15 protein-coding genes are annotated in these 17,300 nt (G+C 64.7%); 4 read left to right on the top strand and 11 right to left on the bottom strand.

Annotation, left to right across the window (positions count from 1 at the left end):
• Positions 1–36: 36 nt before the first annotated feature.
• Complete coding sequence (locus tag OKW37_RS13515) at positions 37–2,238, bottom strand: hypothetical protein (RefSeq protein ID WP_429405951.1); 2,202 nt, start codon at positions 2,236–2,238, stop codon at positions 37–39.
• 33 nt (positions 2,239–2,271) lie between these two features.
• Between OKW37_RS13515 and OKW37_RS13510 the strand changes: the two genes are divergently transcribed.
• The 4 genes from OKW37_RS13510 (at position 2,272) to gmd (ending at position 5,725) form a co-directional block, all read left to right on the top strand.
• Positions 2,272–2,538: a hypothetical protein gene (locus OKW37_RS13510; protein ID WP_429405954.1), complete on the top strand. Its 267-nt coding sequence runs from the start codon at positions 2,272–2,274 to the stop codon at positions 2,536–2,538.
• A 258-nt stretch (positions 2,539–2,796) separates the two neighbouring features.
• The gene (locus OKW37_RS13505) at positions 2,797–3,879 is read left to right on the top strand and encodes an acyltransferase family protein (RefSeq protein WP_184063451.1); all 1,083 of its coding nucleotides are present in this window, start codon (positions 2,797–2,799) and stop codon (positions 3,877–3,879) included.
• Complete coding sequence (locus OKW37_RS13500; RefSeq protein WP_429405956.1) at positions 3,876–4,625, top strand: SGNH/GDSL hydrolase family protein; 750 nt, start codon at positions 3,876–3,878, stop codon at positions 4,623–4,625. Before OKW37_RS13505 ends, OKW37_RS13500 begins: the two co-directional genes overlap by 4 nt.
• 56 nt (positions 4,626–4,681) lie before the next feature.
• Positions 4,682–5,725 (top strand): GDP-mannose 4,6-dehydratase, encoded by a 1,044-nt coding sequence (gene gmd, locus OKW37_RS13495; protein ID WP_090804840.1) that lies wholly within the window; start codon positions 4,682–4,684, stop codon positions 5,723–5,725.
• Positions 5,726–5,767: 42 nt separating this feature from the next.
• Here gmd and OKW37_RS13490 read toward each other — a convergent pair whose 3' ends face one another.
• The 10 genes from OKW37_RS13490 to OKW37_RS13445 form a co-directional block, all read right to left on the bottom strand.
• Positions 5,768–6,133, bottom strand: a complete 366-nt coding sequence (locus OKW37_RS13490; RefSeq protein ID WP_018418019.1) for a response regulator — start codon at positions 6,131–6,133, stop codon at positions 5,768–5,770.
• Positions 6,134–6,164: 31 nt separating this feature from the next.
• The gene (locus OKW37_RS13485; protein ID WP_429405958.1) at positions 6,165–7,151 is read right to left on the bottom strand and encodes a chemotaxis protein CheX; all 987 of its coding nucleotides are present in this window, start codon (positions 7,149–7,151) and stop codon (positions 6,165–6,167) included.
• Between the two features lie 33 nt (positions 7,152–7,184).
• A complete protein-coding gene (locus tag OKW37_RS13480) occupies positions 7,185–7,724 on the bottom strand; it encodes a hypothetical protein (RefSeq protein ID WP_184033607.1) in 540 nt (179 codons plus the stop codon).
• The gene (locus OKW37_RS13475; protein ID WP_429405961.1) at positions 7,721–8,434 is read right to left on the bottom strand and encodes a methyl-accepting chemotaxis protein; all 714 of its coding nucleotides are present in this window, start codon (positions 8,432–8,434) and stop codon (positions 7,721–7,723) included. The genes OKW37_RS13480 and OKW37_RS13475 overlap by 4 nt, the downstream gene beginning before the upstream one ends.
• Before the next feature lie 55 nt (positions 8,435–8,489).
• Complete coding sequence (locus OKW37_RS13470; RefSeq protein WP_429405963.1) at positions 8,490–10,868, bottom strand: ATP-binding protein; 2,379 nt, start codon at positions 10,866–10,868, stop codon at positions 8,490–8,492.
• A 330-nt stretch (positions 10,869–11,198) separates the two neighbouring features.
• Positions 11,199–12,365 carry a glycosyltransferase family 4 protein gene (locus tag OKW37_RS13465; RefSeq protein ID WP_429405965.1) on the bottom strand — a complete coding sequence of 389 codons (1,167 nt, stop codon included), beginning with the start codon at positions 12,363–12,365 and terminating at the stop codon, positions 11,199–11,201.
• Positions 12,366–12,435: 70 nt separating this feature from the next.
• Positions 12,436–13,665, bottom strand: coding sequence for a glycosyltransferase family 4 protein (locus tag OKW37_RS13460; protein ID WP_429405967.1), 1,230 nt, complete (start codon positions 13,663–13,665; stop codon positions 12,436–12,438).
• Positions 13,662–15,164: a glucose-6-phosphate isomerase gene (locus OKW37_RS13455; protein ID WP_429405971.1), complete on the bottom strand. Its 1,503-nt coding sequence runs from the start codon at positions 15,162–15,164 to the stop codon at positions 13,662–13,664. Before OKW37_RS13455 ends, OKW37_RS13460 begins: the two co-directional genes overlap by 4 nt.
• A gap of 3 nt (positions 15,165–15,167) precedes the next feature.
• Positions 15,168–16,328: a glycosyltransferase family 4 protein gene (locus OKW37_RS13450; protein ID WP_429509840.1), complete on the bottom strand. Its 1,161-nt coding sequence runs from the start codon at positions 16,326–16,328 to the stop codon at positions 15,168–15,170.
• Entirely contained in the window at positions 16,325–17,266 is a 942-nt protein-coding gene (locus OKW37_RS13445) for a glycosyltransferase family 2 protein (protein ID WP_187610089.1), read from the bottom strand. The genes OKW37_RS13450 and OKW37_RS13445 overlap by 4 nt, the downstream gene beginning before the upstream one ends.
• Positions 17,267–17,300: the final 34 nt, after the last annotated feature.

Raw genomic sequence — 17,300 nt, 5'->3', positions numbered from 1 at the left:
TTGCGTGCGGGGCTGCGTCAGCGCGGCCAACGCACTTCAAGGCTTCCAGCGATACATCAGCACCTTGCCGCGCGCGTCTTCCTCGACGAAGACGAGGTACTCGCCATCGCCGCGCTTCGTCGCGCTGATACCGTTCGGCACGTCGACCCAACCCGACGCGCGGCCCACTTCGGGGCCCGGCCGGATCACGCCGAGTTCCTTGCCGCTGTCCTTGTCCCACACGTGCACCGCGCCGACCGGCTCGACGCCGAACACGTATTGCCCCTCGACCGTGACGCCGATGATCGTCGCAATGGGCTTGCTCTGCGTCTGCCACGGCAGCGTGATCGCGTAGCGCTGCACCGGCTTGCCGCTCGACCACTTGTCATAGCGCACCAGCACGCGCCCCACTTCCTTCCAGAAGCCCTGCGCGGTCGGCATATCGGCCGTATAGCCGCTCACGTACATCGTGTCCGTGTCCGGTTCATAGATCGCGCGATGCAGTTCGCTGAACGGTGCCGGCACCGGGTACTGCGTCAGGTTCGAGTACGAGTAGACCGGGTTGCCCTTCGCATCGAGTCCGCCGAAACGGAAGCGATAGATGCCCTTCGTATCCCGGGTACGCCAGATGTCGCCGGCCATGTCGACCCACCAGCCCCAGCCTCCCGCGAGCTTCGTGCCGCTCGTGTTCGGCGTGTATTCGTCGCGATCGAAACGCCCGTCGCCATTCGTGTCGCGCCAGATCCAGTCACCGCCCGGCGGTGCATTCGGCACCTTCGCGACCGCGCGCTCGCGACCTGCGATAAATCCCGAGGGAATCGCGGTCTCGCCGTCATGCTGCGGATCGAAGCGATAGATCTTCAGATGATCCGCATACATGTCGGTCAGATAGAGGAACGTGTGCCCCTTCAACCGCCGCGCGATCGGCAGACCCGGATACTGGTCGGTATGGAACACCGGATCGTCCGGGTACTTGAACCGATTCGACAGGAACCCCGCGTATTTCCAGTCCTGTCCGGACGGCTTCGACAAATCGAGTTCGAAGCGCTTGTTGCCGGTATAGACGCTGTCGGGCCGGGCCGGATCGATCCACGCGCCGTCGACGAACAGCAGCCCCTCGACCTGCCAGTTGCGCTTGCCGTTCGGCGCATAACTTTCGAGCGTCGCGCCGAGGCCCGCGCCGATCGGCTCGTAACGCGGACCGATGCCATTGGTCGACACGTACACGTTGCCGCGCGCATCGACACCCACGCCGGTCAACCCGTTGAATCGCAATGGTCCGGGCTTGCCCGCGACGCCGCTGAAAATGCCGCCGCGCTCGCCGAGCGTGCCCGACTCCGTGTAGCGGCCGTCGCGCTTCGTGAAAAACAGCACCTGCTGGCGCGGACCGTTATCGGCGATCAGGAGGCGGCCTTGCGCATCGACGGCGAGGCCGACCGCGACCGTATCGGCCGGCAGCGTGATGGTCTCGTCGATGCGCTGACCGGTCGCCGTGTAATGCCCGATACCCGGCGCGCGATCGCCGCGCGTGCCGCTGAGCACCCATAGCGTGCCGTCGGGCGCGAGCGCGATACGTCCAGGCTCGTGCACGTTCCACGTTGCTTTCTGCTGCATCGATTCGGCATCGTAGACTTCGATGCGATTGCGCGCGGTATTGGCCGCGAACAGCGTCGTGTCGTTCGCGGCGAGCCCGCCGATCTCGGCGTTCGTGCCGGTCGGCACTTCGTTCATCATCAGAAAGCCGGCCGCGAGCTGCGCGTGCGGGTCCGCGTTTTTAGCCGCGGGCTGAAACGGTGCCACGCGCTTCGGCTCGTCGATCAGGCGCCGCGAGATACCAAACCATTGCTTACCCTTGTCCGGCCACACGCCCGGCTCGACCAGGCGTCCCTTTTCATTGCCGACCGCGATCGCGACGAACGCATACTTCCGGTTGACCGCGATCGCATTGCCGCCGGCGTTGCCCCAGCCATGCGTGCCGCCCGCGAAGCCGAGCATCTTGCCGTCCTGATAGACGCTCGCTTCAGCGCCGCTTTCGTCCCACGGCGCGTTCGTATAGACCTTGCCGTCGGGCGTGACCGCGATCGCGGTGATATCGATCTGCGTCCATGTGCCATCGCCAAAGCCGAAGCTGTTGCCGATCCATGAGGTCTTCGCGTTCAAAGCGGTTTCGGCGCGAGCCGGCAGACTGGCCAATGCGGCGACGACGCCGGCAGCGCAGGCTGTCAGGGCGAACCAGCTTTTGAACGTGATACGGCGCAAGGCGGAACCTCCAGTCGATGTCCGGTCAACGCGATGCACGCGGACCTGCGCCCGCTCGGGGCGAAATTCAGTGATGTGGCAAAGCGAAACGAAGCGCAACCGATTGAAGCGCGGCGCCTGAAGGCAGCCGTCCGCACGGCTAAGTTACGCGGAAAAAATGCGGTGATGAAAATCGAAAATAATTCAAAAATATTCGTCCGCTTATACGTCGCAAAAGAAACGATTTTTAAAATCGATAAAAGCGCAAGCCTCGCCGTCAGTCGCCTCTGTCGCGACGATCCCCCGTTCCTACCGATGTGATATCACGCAATGCGCATTTATTACGGATTGCCCGATGCTCACCACATAAACATATAAATCTTTCGGGAATGGCCAAAGAAATACCCTGTTTCAATCTGATTCAATTAGCCCATTCCAACGGGTTTTTTCTCGAGTTTCTTTTCCCTAGAATCGATTGCACTTCAGTTGCGACGCGAAGCGCGCGCCTGTTCGCTGGCAATCCGTGGCGAACCGCGCGGCGCTTCGCCCGGCTCATCCGCTTTACACCATGGACGGTTCATGACAGCCAGCGCATTGCCCCTCGCGCCCTCCCATTCCCGCATCGTGCAGCTCGACGGTCTGCGCGCGATCGCCGTGCTCGCGGTGTTCGCGCAGCACGCGTTGAAAGCGCCGCTATGGATGGGCGTCGATCTGTTCTTCGTTTTGAGCGGCTTTCTGATCAGCGGCATCCTGCTCGATCGCAAGTCGCGCCAGCAGTCGTATTTCAGCTATTTCTATGCGCGGCGCGCGCGCCGCATCCTGCCGCCGTACCTGCTGCTGATGGCCGTGTCGTCGCTGCTGTTCGGCCTCGCGTGGGCGCAGCACTGGTACTGGTACGCGTTCTTCGCGACCAATATCGGCGATGCGCTCAATCAAAGCGGTCATGACAGCCTCAACGTGCTGTGGTCGCTCGCGGTCGAGGAGCAGTTTTATATCTTCTGGCCGTTCGTGATCCTGCTCGTGCCCGAGCGTCTGCTTGGGCTGGTGGCGGCCGCGCTGATCGTTCTGGTGCCGCTGCTGCGCGCGCTCGCGACACCGTGGTTCGATTCGTTCTGGCCGATCTACTACCTGACGCCGTTCCGCATGGATCTGCTCGCGGCCGGCGCGCTGCTCGCGGTTGCCGTGCGGCGCGATCGCAATGCGCTCGAACCGTTCAAGGGACTCGCGGTGCTCGGCGCTCTGGCTGCGCTCGCGGTGCTGGCATGGCTGCATCTGCACTACCCGCGTTTTCGCGCAGCGAATACGCCGTTGTCGAATGCCGGGCTGTATAGCGTGTCGCTGGTGCTGTGCACATCGATCGTCGTGATCGCGCTGCAGAGCAAGGGCATCGTGAAGCGGCTGTTGTGCAATCGCGTGCTCGTTTATATCGGCACCATCAGCTACACGATCTATCTGATCCACCTGAGCGTGCTGTACATGGTGTGGCCGCTGCATCTGAATCGCTATCTGAGCGCCGCGATCGCGCTCGCTATCACGCTCGTGTACGCGAGCATCACGTGGTTCGCATTCGAGAAGCGCCTGATTTTCGGCGCGCGCGGGTCGAGAGCGACGACCCGCGCCGGTGCCAACGTTGCACGGCAAGCACCGCAAGGCCGCGCATGAGCCGCCAGGCCGTTGTTGCTGCCCACGTGCTGGGTGTCGTGTCGGCGCTGATGCTGATCGCGCCGGCAACGCGCGCGGCCGTGGCCGAGCCGGCAATGTCATCGCCGACGCAACTGCTGATCGACGCTTACGGCGACTCGACCACGCTCGGCATCACCTGCAGCGATGGCCACTGCGGCCCGCAAGCCCGCAACGCCGTCACGTTTCTGCAGCAAGCGTTGCAGGCGCATGACGGCGAGCGCGTGCGCGTCACGAACTACGGCGTCGGCGGCACGATGGCCTGGCAGTTGCGCGACGGCACCGGCAATCGTCGCGCGGGGCCGACGGCGGGACTGCCGTGGCGCGAACGTCTCGCCGCCTCGCCCGCGCGGATCGTGTTGATCAACTACGGCATCAACGAAGTGATGCACAACCAGACGCCCGAGCAGTTTTACGCGGCCGAGACGTCGCTCGTGCAAACCGCGCGAGCGCTCGGCAAGGAGCCTGTCTTGCAGACCTCGAACCCGATGCCCGATGACCGGCTCAACGCACGGCTCGCCGCGATGATAGCGATGACGCGACGCGTGGCCGCCGAACAGCAGGTGCCGCTCGTCGATCAATACGCGTATGTGAGCAGCCTGCCCGACTGGAAGTCGCTGATGTCGGACGGCGCGCATCCAAAGCCGCAGTTGTACCGGCTGAAGGCCGAACAGGATTATCGGGTCGTCGAACCGTTGGTGCGGCGGCTGCTGGACAACGCGCATTGAGCCAGGCCCTTAGGCGCGTTCCGTTCTCTTTTCTCCCACAAACTAGAAGGCAAGCTATGAGCCAACCACGCAAAGCGATCATCACCGGCGTATCCGGACAGGACGGCGCCTATCTGACCCGGCTGCTGCTCGACAAGGGCTATCACGTGACCGGCACCTACCGGCGCACGAGTTCGGTCAACTTCTGGCGCATGCGTGAGCTTGGCGTGCTCGATCATCCGAATCTGCGTCTCGTCGAACACGACCTCACCGACCTCGGCTCGACGCTGCGTCTGCTCGACGGCACGCAGGCCGACGAGCTGTACAACCTCGCCGCGCAGAGCTTCGTCGGCGTGTCGTTCGACCAGCCGGTGACCACCGCCGAAGTGACCGGCGTCGGCGCGCTGAATCTGCTCGAAGGCCTGCGTATCCTGAGCCCGAAGACACGCTTCTACCAGGCGTCGACCTCCGAGATGTTCGGCCTCGTGCAGGCGGTGCCGCAACGCGAAAGCACGCCGTTCTATCCGCGCAGCCCGTATGGCGTCGCGAAGCTGTTCGCGCACTGGTCGACGATCAACTATCGCGAGTCGTACGACCTGTTCGCGAGCAGCGGCATTCTGTTCAATCACGAATCGCCGCTACGTGGCCGCGAATTCGTCACGCGCAAGATCTCGGACACGGTCGCGAAGATCAAGCTCGGCAAGCAGGACGTGCTCGAACTCGGCAACCTGAGCGCGCAGCGCGACTGGGGCTTCGCACTCGAATACGTCGAGGGCATGTGGCGCATGCTGCAGGCCGACGCGCCCGACACCTTCGTGCTCGCGACCGGCCGCACCGAAACGGTTCGCGATTTCGTGCGCATGGCGTTCACGGCGGCCGGCTATCAGCTGGAATGGTCGGGCAAGGACGAGCGCGAGACCGGCATCGACGTCGCGACCGGCAAGACGCTCGTGCGAGTCAATCCGAAGTTCTATCGGCCGGCCGAAGTGGACCTGCTGATCGGCTGCGCGGACAAGGCGCGCGACACGCTCGGCTGGCAACCGCAAACCTCGCTCGAGCAGCTTTGCCAGATGATGGTGCAGGCGGACATCGCGCGCAACGAGCACCACGAGACGTTCTAACCCGGCATCCGTGTGCGGCGGCGCTCGCCGCACACTGCCCCGTCAACCCGCCAGTTTCCGGAACGTCTCCAGCACCGCATCGCCCTTGAACGGCTTGACGATCCAGCCCTTCACGCCGGCGGCCTTGCCGCGCTCCTTCATCGCGGGGCTGCTTTCGGTCGTCAGCATGATCACGTTGACGGTCTTGTTCGCGAGTTCGCCGCGGATTTTTTCGACCATCGTCAGGCCGTCCATATTCGGCATGTTCACGTCGCTGACGATCAGGCGGATATTCGAATCCGTTTTCAGCTTCGCAAGGCCATCCTTGCCGTCGATGGCCGTCGCGACGTCGAGACCGTTTTTCGCCAGAAAACCCGCGACTTCATCGCGTACCGTGCTCGAATCGTCCACCACCAGAATCTTTGCCATAACCATTCCCTTGCGTCACCGACGCGTCGTATCAAAACAGATCGAGTTCGCCGGACTCGACGAGATCGTCGACATCCACCGCGTTTTCAGAAAAATCTTCGGGTGACCAGCTCAGGTTGAAAACGAAGCGCTGGTCGATCGACACCGACTGTCCGCTCGCGGCGTCGCTCAATCGATATTGAAACCGCAACTGCGGATTGTCCGAGCCGAACGAGATGTAGCGATGCTTGTGATTGACCAGCAGTGGCACCTGCACCTGCACCTGACTTGCATCGCGAGCGTTCTGCTGACCGAGAAAGCGGTCCTTGAATGCCCCCCAGATCAGATTGGTCAATTCGCCGAGCACGTCGTTCAGATCGCGAAAGCCCGGTTGCCCCGCGCCCATGTCGGGCTCGCGTGCCGCGCGATCGCGATCGATCATGCCGAGCAGCGGCTCCTCTTCGGCCTGCATCAACATATAACCGCGACACCAGTTGCCTTCGAGCGGAATCAGGCTGAAGACCTCGCCGAAGATGATTCGATCGCGCACGATACTGGGCGTGTCGCGTTGCACCGTGACGCCGTCGAACAACTTGGCGAGCCGCGCTTCAGTGATCTCCGCGATACCGCGCACGAGCGCGTTCGGGAAGTCGAGGCTGAAGATGTATTGGTCGACGGCTTCACGCAGCGCCGTCAGATCAGCGGCATTGAAATGCGCGCATGCCGCGTTCGTCAACGGCTTCGGAAGCCGTTCGAGCGGCGCATGGCCGCTCGAACGCAGGATCACCGGCAGTTCGGGGCGCAAGGCATTGATGCGCGCGGCGGTCGTCGCCGCCTGCTCGACCGATCCGCCGTAGTTATCCGCCAGCAGAACGCCGCCGAGATCGATATTGGTGGCCAGTACCGAGCCGAGGCGGTTGCTGTCGCGCACCTTCAGTGCGATCAGGTTGTGTTCGTCGAAAAAGAGCTTCAGCGCTTGCGCGTGTGCCGGACAGTCGTCGAGCACGAGCACCTTGCTGACGGGCTTGCTGGTATTCATCGTGTTTCAGTCTGCGAATGCAGTGTTGAGGGGCTAGAAAAGTTCGAGTTCGCCTTCCGCCTCGTCGGCCGTGGCGAGTTCAGCCTTGAAATCGAGGGGCGCCTGCGCGCATAGACATAACGTGACACCCAGCCGGGCCGCACCGCCGATCGTCAGCTCGTACGCCCACACGTGATCTGGCCGCAACTCGTCCAGATACTCGACACAGGCGCTGTTCAATTCATACGGCGTCGACATGCCAAGATCGGGGAAATGATTGACCAGTTGCTGGTTCATGTAGCCGCAGCACAGGTTGCCGAGTTCCATCAGCGTTTCCGACAGCGAACGCGTCGTGTCGCCGCTGACGTAGTAGGCGTGCGTCGCGTCGTCCTTGCCGAAATGCAGCACGAACAGCAGACGAAAGCCGATCGACGAGATCGTCAACGCCATCGCGCAAGGTCCGGCCGGATGATCGCGATCCCACCTCGGAACCGCCGTGATCTCGCACGAATCGCCCGGCGTCGCGGGCAATCTCGCGCGGGCCGCGTGACAGAAGATGTCCGCGATGCTTTGCTTCGCCTGATCGGTAATCACGCCGCGGCCTGCTCGAGCCGGGATTGGAACTGGGTCGCCAGCACTTCGACGCCGCCGAGCGACGCCGTGATCATCTTGCCGCCGGCCTGGATGTCCTGGAACGTCGCCGCCGTCGTCAGGTCGTTGCGATGCAGGCTCTCGCGATAGCTCTTCGACAACTCCTGCGAGCGCGACGCCAGCGAGCGCACTTCGCCCGCGACGATCGAAAAGCCGCGACCCGCGCTGCCGGCGCGCGCCGCTTCGATCGACGCATTCAGCGAAACGATCAGCACGTGCTGCACGATCGACGACAGCTCCTGATTCTTCTTGTGCATGTCGCGGTTCTGCGACATCAGCGAAATCATCTGCTCGTGCCAACGCTCGAACGTGATGGTCAGCGTCTTCAGACGGCCCGCCTCGTGCGCGATCCGCGTCGCATGCTGCAGCCATTCGTCGCTTCGCGAACTCGCGGCGTCGAGCGACGCCTGCAACGCTTCGCGATCGTGCGCGCACTGCCCGGCTTGCGCGCGCAGATCGGCGAGCATCGACTCCAGTGTGGCGCGCTCGCTGTCGGCCTGCTCGCCGAGCCTGCTCGCCGCGTCGAGTTGCTGCTCGAGGGCCTGCCGCGCGAGCGCGTCGACACGCTGCGCCTGCGCACCCGCGCGAAGCTTGCGACGATAAAAAATTCCCGTCGCGAGTGCGCAGAGAATACCGCCAACGCCTGCGGCCAAAAGATAACTTTCAAGCACAACCTGCTCCCATCGCTTCGTTCAATCCATCAGGCCGTCAGCCTGCTACCGCATCCGCGTCACGCTCGCGCGCTGCATCGGCGGACGCCTCGAGACTGTCCACCGCCCAGTCCTCGGGGAACGACACGACGGTCTGAAAGCGGCGATAGTCCGCGCCGCGACGATCGTCGGTGAAACGCAATTCGATGCGGCCATGCTCGCGCCGCACGAAATCGCGCACGGCATCCATGCCGACGCCGCGGCCCGAAATCTCGCTGACGGTCTGCGCGGTCGAGAAGCCGGAACGGAAAATCATCTCGGCAATCGCTTCGTCGCTGAGCGCGGCATCGGCGTCGATCCAGCCGCGTTCGATCGCGGCCCCACGGATTTTCGCGAGCGCGAGACCGCGGCCGTCGTCGCTGATGGTGATCTGCAGCGCGTGATGGTCGACGCCCACTTCCAGTTCGATGACGCCGGCCGGGTCCTTGCCGTTCGCGACACGCTCGGCGGCAGGCTCGATGCCGTGGTCGACCGAGTTGCGCAGCAGGTGCGTGAACACATTGCGCAGCGTATGGCTGACCTCGCTGCGCACGCGGTAGCCGTTGTTGTCGATGCTGACGACCGGCGCCTCCTTGCCGAGTTCGGCCGCCAGAGACGGCAGCGAGTCGAGCACGCCCGCGAGCGCTTCGTAGACCGATTCGGTGCCCAACAGACGCAGTTCGCGCTGCAACGATTCGCGCATCGACACGAGCGCGTCCCGGTCGGCCGGATCAGCGCTTTCGAGCAGATCCAGCTGCTTCTGGATCAACTCGCGATCGACCATCAGGTAGCGATCCACCGCGCCGCTCTGGCCCGGCCCCTTGCGGCCGAGGCTCACTTCGTTGATCGTCGCGTAGGTTTCGAGCGCGGCCTTCACGCGCTGCAGATCCTCGATCAGAAGCTGCTGGTCCCACGCTTCGCTGCTGTCAGCGCGGCGCAATGCGTCGTAGCGCTGTTCGGTTTCGTGGACGATGCCGGTCAGATGCTGAAGGCTGTACGTGCGCGCATTGCCCTTGACGGTGTGCATGTTGCGGAACAGCTCGGCGACGGCTTCGTGACTCGGCTCGTGATGCTGACGGATGATCCGTTCGTTCTCGCTGATGAAGCCCGTCGCGCTTTCGACGAAGTGATGGAACTTCTCCTGACTCACCGCGAGAATCTCGCCGATCATTTCCAGCCGGCGCTTCTGTTCGCCGGCCTCGGCGGCGAGCGCGCGCAGTTCGGTCACGTCGCGCACGCACAGCATCAAACGCAGCACGACGTCGTGTTCGTCGGTGATGGCCGACCAGCTCAGGTCGAGCGTCTTCACACGGCCATCGGCCATCGGCCTGGCGATCTCGTTGACGAGCAGGTGCTGATTGAACTCGAAGTTCATGCTGTCTTCACCGATGCATGCCTGCAGCGCCGCTTCGATCTGTGAGAGCGCATCGCTGTTGATCTCGGTGCCGCCGAACACGAGATCGAGCAACGGACGGCCCGCAATCTCGCGCGTCTCGAAGATGGCCTCGAGATAGGCGGAGTACTCCGGATGCACGACCACGCCTTCGACCACCGTCAGAATCCCCTGCTGCATGTTTTGCAGCATCGCCTGGATATCGGCGGTCTTCTGCTTCAGTTGCAGCGAGCTTTGCTGGATCTTCTCGATCATGCCGTTGAACGCGACGATCGAATGACCGATCTCGTCCATGCGTCCGACCGGCACGCGGCGCGTGAAGTCCTGGCTCGCCGCGATCTCGCTCATCTCCACCTGCATGCGGCTCAGCGGCCGGGTGATCTGGCGATACAGCAGCGCGCTGATCAGCAACAGCACGACGATGGCCGCGCCGGTCGCGGCGCCGATCGCCGTCGTCGTGGTGGCGAGCGCGCTGTTCAGTTCGTCGATCGCGGCATCTTTCTGGCGGTTCTTTTCGATCCGCAGCGTCTCGACGATGCCTTCGAGTTCATCGCGGTATTGCGCGACGTTCGCGAACAGATAGGCCTGCGCCAGTTCGTTCTTGCCGTCGGCCTTCATCTTCGCGGTGTCGTTGACCGCGTTGAAATAATTCGCGAGGCTGTCGCGCGCCTGGCTCACGAGCCCGGTTTGGGCCTGACCTTGCGCGGCCTTCGCCTGCACGTCGAGCGCCGCCTGCAACGACGCTTCCTTGCTCTTCAGCAGGTCTTGAGCCTGCGAGACCATGTTCGCGTCAGGCGCATAGACGAGCGTCATCATCGCGAGCTGCACGTCCTTGACCTGCGATACGAGGTCTGCCGACGCGAGCGCGCTCGGCACGACGCCCTGGGTGACCTGCCTGACGTTGGCGGCGCTGTTGCGGGTCTGAAGCACGGCGTATCCGCCAATGGCGGATAGCGCGACAAGCATCAGAATGACGAGAAGCGTAATGCGGTGGCGGATGGTCATCTGAAAATCCCCGAGATCTGAAAATACAAGGTCCCCGCTTTCTGGCGGGACGCCCGTGTGTTTTTGTACTTTCGGGCGCGGGGATTATCGTCGCGGATGTGTGACGTAAACGTGACGAAGTCGACGCCGGGCGCCACGTTTCAGGGATTTGAAAAATAAGGTCGGAAAATCGCGGCCAAGGGCTGATCCGGGCTCAAGTTCAACAGAAAAGTGCCGTTATTGGTGGCCTATTTTTTTCGCCGGTCTTGCGGCGACATGAACGCGAGGCCCGAACGCAGCGATCCGAGCCTCGCCCCTTTTTTCATTCGATTGAACCGCCGCCGCTGCGCGTCAATGCAGCACGTTCCCCGCAATCGCTTCGGCATACACCGCCGCGACCCGCTTCGCGATCACCGCGTTATCGAAGCGTTCGCGCGCATAGCGGCGGCATGCATCCGCATCGGGCAACTTCAGCGTACCGTTCAGCGCGCCGGCGAGACCCGCGGCGATCGCAGCTGCGCCGGTCTCCGGCAACACCAGATCGGGCGACAATCCCGCCACCGCCTCGGGCAATCCGCCGACCGGCGTCACCAGCACCGGCGTGCCCGACGCAAGCGATTCGACCGTGATGAGCCCGAAGCCTTCCAGCGCGACGGTCGGCACGACGCTGATGTTGGCCGCGCGATACAGCGCCGCCAGATGCTGATCGGGCACGAAGCCGAGCAGCTTCACGTTGTGTTCGAGCCCCGCGTCGGCGATGCGCGCCTCTAGCTCACCTTCGAGCCGACCCTTGCCCGCGATCAGCAGCAGCACGTCGGGCGCGCTGCGTTTGAGCAGCTTCACCGCATCGATCAGATCTTCGAGACCCATGCGCCGCACCAGCCGTCGCACCGCCAGCACGATCGGTCGGTCCTGCGGCAATTGCAGACGCAGACGCGCCTCGGCCTGCGTGATCGGCAGATTGAACTGCTCGACATCGACGCAGCCCGGCACCACGCGCACGCGCTCCGGCGAGATGCCGTAGCGCGTCGTGAGAATCTTGCCGAACGCGTCGGACAGGACGATCAACCGCGACGAACGCGCGTATACCGACTGCTCCAGATAACGCTTCGCGCGCTGGCCGAACGAATCGGCGCCTTCGACGTGGCTCTCGTCGGCCCACGGTCCCTGAAAATGCGACACCTGCGGAATGCCGCGCGTCACGTCGAGCCCCGGAAACGTATAGAGCGCGAAGTGCGACGAAATCACATCGGGCCGCGACGTGCGGATTTCGTGGCGTAGCGCGCGGCGTGCCGCCATTAGCCGCAGCGGCAGCGATTGCGCGGCGGGGCCGAAGCCGTTGATCGCGCCACCGGTATCGGCCGCGACTTTCGGCGAGCCGGCGACGACGCCGCGCACCGCGACGCCCGCGCCCGGCAGCGCGCCGACCAGCGAGTAGTACATGCGGTCGAGGCCGCCCGCGCGTTCGGGAAACCAGTGCATCCCGATCTGCAGTGATTTGATTGAGCCAGTCGTCATGATGGTGTGCCCCTGTGTGTTGCTTGCGGTGAGTTGCTATGTGTAGACGTGGATGGCCCGCTTCGCGCGGTCATTCCACGCTCTTCTGTCCGGCGAGATGGTTCAGCGTCAGCGCATCGTTCTGCGCGACGACCGTCGCTTCCGTCTGGCTGCGCCGGCGGTTTTCCTGCTGCCCGGCCAGCTGCCGGTACAGCGCGATGTATTGCGCGGCCATGCGCGCCCAGCCGAAGCCGGTCGCGAGTTCGCTCGCGGCTTTGCCCATCGCGTGGCGCGCGCCGTCGTCGCCGGCGAGTTGCGCGACCGCGCGAGCGAGCGCTTGCGGGTCGTCGGGATCGTCCAGCACGATGCCGCACTCGGGCGTGATGATCTCGGCGCCGCCGGCCGTGCGCGCGGTCACGACGGGCAGCCCCGCCGCCATCGCTTCGAGCAGCGACAGACTCATCGCTTCGTAGCGCGACGGGAACACGAACGCGTCGACCGAATGCATCAGCACCGGCATCTCCTTCACGAGCCCGAGAAAATGCACGCGATGCGCGATGCCGAGCGCCTTCGCCTCGTCCGGATACGGGCTGCCCGGCAGAAAGCCGGCCACCGCGATCTGCACATGCTCGGGCAGATGCGTCAACGCGGCGAGCACGGTGCCGAGATTCTTGCGCGGCGTGCGCAGGTCGCCGACGAACAGCAGCAGGAACATATCGTCTGGTAGCCGGAACTTTGCGCGATCGCCGCTCGCCGCCGCGAAGCCCTGCGTGTCGACGCCGTTGTAGATGACGTCCACGCGGTTGCGCGGCGTGAGACCGATCGCGCGGATTTCGTCGGCGACCTTCTGCGACACCGCGGTGATCACCTTCGAGCGCCGGTACGCCCAGCGCTCGAGCAACGCGTTGCAGCGCGTATAGACCGACTGGTACGCGGACCACACGCCCTTCGTGAGACCGAACGGGTAGTACTTGCTCGCGAACCAGCCGCTATGCACGAAATGCGAGGTATTGACGTCGGCGCGCATCCAGGTGATGAAGCCGTTCACGTGCAGCACGTCGTAGTCGCGGCGATGCGCGCGCAGCCACAGTGCGCTCTTCGCCGCGAACACCTGCTGGCGCAGCAGATTGGTGGGCCACCAGCGGCCGATCTTCACCGGCGCCCAGCGCACGTTAGGATGCGCGAGCAGCTCGGGCGCCACGTGCGACGCGACCAGCGTCACGCGGATGTTCTCGTCGAGCGCCGCGCGCGCGATCTCGTGGTTGACGCGCCCCTGGCCGTCGTTATGGCGCACTACGTGCGTGACAATGGCGACTCTCAATCCGTGCCTCCGTGGAGAAATAGCGTGCGTGCGCGGTTCATTTTTTCGTGGTGAACCGCGGAAAGAATCGAAAAAGCGCCCATGAAAAGCAGCAGGCCGCCGGTGCCGACCAGCGAGTTCGTGAACACGAGCATCGCGAAGGTCGCAAGACACAGGCTCAGGCACGCGGAGACGAACTTGTCGTCGCGCAGCCTGAACGAGCCGAGCACCGCGCGGGTCAGCAGCCACACGATGCCGGACATGTACAGCAAGGTGCCGGGCCAGCCGAGCACGAACGGAATGTTCATCACGCCGCTGTCGAAGTTGCCGTACTGGCCGAGCTGGCCGCCGTCGTTGGACAGTTTCGTCGAGGTGCCGGTCGCGCCCATGCCCTCGCCCGAGACGTCGGTAAACGCGGTCTTCGCGAAGGTCGCGTAGAACTCGTTACGCGCCGCGTAGCTCTGGTCGTCGTGCAGATTGACGATCGTGTTTAGCCGCGCCTGCATCCGCTCGGCCACCGGACCCACCGCCAGCAGCGGCACGCACAAGCCGGCGAGCAGTACCGCGCTCGCGACGATGCGCACGCGCACCTTGTTGTTCGACTTCACGAGCTGGATCAGGAGCGCGATGACCCAGCCTCCCCACGTCGAGCGCACGAGGCTCAGCGCGAACGAGAAGAAGCCGAGCGCGGCGGCGATCCAGCGCACGCGATGCTGCGCGGCCATCACGAACACCATCGCACCCATCATCGCGAACGCGAACGGGCCCGACGAGTTCATCGTGCTGAACACGCGTACGCCCATCGGCACGGGGTCGCCCTGCGAGTTCATCTGCGAGCCGAGCATCCACAGCGCGTCCCACGGCGGCATGATGAAAAACTGGATCAGGCCGTAGCCGCCCATCACCAGCATCCCCCAGATGAACGTGTTGATGATCGTGTCGCGATACTGCGGATACTGGCGCGTGTGCGCCATGATGTGAAAGCCGATCAGGATCGGGTAGAGCCAGTTCGCGAGGTCGTAGGTGGCCGCGAGCGGGCCGCTCGACATCACGCCGATCAGGAACGCGTAGATCAGGCCGAGCAGGATCAGCAGCACCGGCAAACCGCGGCGCTGCGCGAGCAGCCGGTAGTAGCGCAGCAGCGACAGCCCGCTGATCATCGTGACGGCGAGCGGCGCGACCTGGATCAGGCTCGTCGGCGTGAACGCGCCCTTTGACCAGTCGGCGAGACGCCGCACTTCGGGGCTCAGGAACCACAGCCACCACATGAAGCCGATGTAGCGCGCCGGGCTCTTGAAGTAGAGCCACAGACCCGTGAGGATCGCCAGCACCGGGAACGCCAGCGTGAGCACCGTGCCCTGATGCGCGACGATCAGCACCGCGGCGATCAGCCACAGCAGGAGCGGCGGCAGCCATTCTCGCGGGCCGCCTGACAGCATCCCGCTCGCGGCGTGTTTTGCAGGGCCGGCTTTGGCCGCGCCTGGCGGCGGCAACGGGTTCGCGCGCGGAATCGTCGACATCGCTTATAGGCCTCCGCGCGATTCGCGCCCGGGTGCGGCGGGCTGCGCGTGCGTGGCCGCGCCGGCATGCGCGCTCGCCTGCCCGCGCGCGCTCAGCATCTCGCGCGTGATCCGCACGTGCTGCATCGCGTAGTGCTGGGTGGTCAGATCGCGCGCGAGCAGACCGGCCGCGGCTGCCTGTGCCTGGCGCAGCGCCTCGTCAGGCTCGGCGGCGAGCCGGTCGAGCGCATCGCGCAGTGCCTGCGGATTGAACGGCGGCACGTAGGCGGCTTCGTCGGCGGGAAAATAATCGCGCAGCGCGCCGACGTCGGTCGCGACCATCGGCTTGCCGACCGCCGCCGCTTCGAGCATCACCGTGATACCCGACGCGTGCGAGTTCGGCCGCAGCGGCACGACGATCACATCGGCCCAGTCGTACAGTTCGTGCTGCTTTTTGATGCCGGAAAACAGCGCGATCTCGACATTCGACGCGCGCAGCGACGCGGGAATGCGCCGCCGCGTCGCGAGCTTCACCGTGTAGCGCGGATCGTTGCCGACCGCCTTGATCAGCGTCTCCCAGTCGCGGTCGCGATCGTTGCCGATCGCCGCGATGCGCAGCGGCGTGCGCGGCGTCCACTGCGTCGGCGCGGTGACCGGGAAGTCGCGCGTGTTCAGGCCGTACAGCAGCGGCGTCGCGTCGCGATGGAAATAGCGTTGGCACAACCCGGCGTTTTCGCTAGCGAGTGTGGTCAAGCGATCCGCCCGCGTCAACAGCTTGCGATACAACCAGCTGCGCACGATGCCGTACGACGGCCACTTGTCGAGCAGCCACACGCTTTGCGCGAGCAGCAACGGCGACGCACCCGGCCCCGCCTTGCGCCCGCACAGCAGCAGCATCAGCGCGGCGGACAGCCACTCCTGCTCGGTATGCGTCCAGATCACGTCCGAGCGCAGCATCTGCGCGCGATTGCGCCACGTATGGATGAAATCGAAGCCGAGCGCGGCCTTCAGCGCGCGCCGTACGAGCCGCACGGGCCGGCTTTCGCGCGCGTCTTGCGAATAAGTCAGCGCGAATGCTTCGGACTGCGCATGGTGATAACCGTACAGGCAGCCGATATCGTCGCCCTTGCGATAAAAACGCGGATCGGCGCCGTAAAAGAGATGAACGTGAACCTTCGTGCTCATGCGGACACTCCGCTTTTCGACAGCGCGCGCCGCGCCTCATGGGCGCCCGCGCGAACCTCGCGCCAGCGCGACAGCTTCAACTGCGCCTGCTTCGACAGCAGCGCGAGCGCCGCATGCGTGAGGCCCGGGTAAAGCCGTGTGCCCACCAGCGTCCACCACCACCACGCGGCTTCGCGGCGCAGCGGCGGCAACTGGTCGCGCAGGATCAGATGGAAGTTGAACGCGGCGTTGCGCAGCGCGGCCATCGTCTGCGCGTCGCGTTTGTCGTCGTCGAAACGCTCGGCCGGGAAATGATCGACCGCGATCTGCGGGTCGTACACGAGCTTCCAGCCCGCGTTTTTCACCGCTAGGCTGAACGCCATGTCGTTGTGCACCTGCGCGCCCGCGCCGCGCAGACGCGCGTCGAAGCGGATCGTGCGCACCGCTTCGCGCCGGTAGCTCATGTTGGCGCCCTTCAGGATGTCGACCTCGCGCGCCGCACCGACACCCAGATGATGATTGCCGATGATCTTCCCGTGCGCGGTCACCTTGCCGACCAGCGGCCGCTCGCCGTCGAGCACGCGGCCTTTCTCGTGCACCCAGTCGCGCCCGCCCAGCGCGCCGAGGCGCGCATCGGCTTCGAACGCGGCCGCGATGCGCTCGACCCAGTCGCGGCGCGGCGCGGCGTCGTCGTCGGTGATCGCGATCACGTCGCCGCTCGCGGCGTCGAGCCCGCGATTCAGGGCCGCGACCTGGCCGGGTATGTCCACCGGCGCGATCACGAGCGGCAGGCGGCCGCCCGTAGACGGATCGCGCAGGCACGCATGCGTCGCGTCGTCGTCGACGCGCGCGACCACGATCACTTCGTCGGGCGCGCGCGATTGCCGCTCGAGCGCCGCGAGGCAGCGCGCCAGATCGGCCGGGCGGCGATAAGTCGGTACCAGTACCGTCAGTTTCATCGTGATCTCCTCTGTTCCTGTCGTGCAGAAGTCG

This window comes from Paraburkholderia sp. MM5482-R2 (genome assembly GCF_050436125.1).
In the GTDB taxonomy this organism is placed as follows: Bacteria; Pseudomonadota; Gammaproteobacteria; order Burkholderiales; family Burkholderiaceae; genus Paraburkholderia; species Paraburkholderia tuberum.
This window is presented reverse-complemented; position numbering and strand designations above follow the sequence as displayed.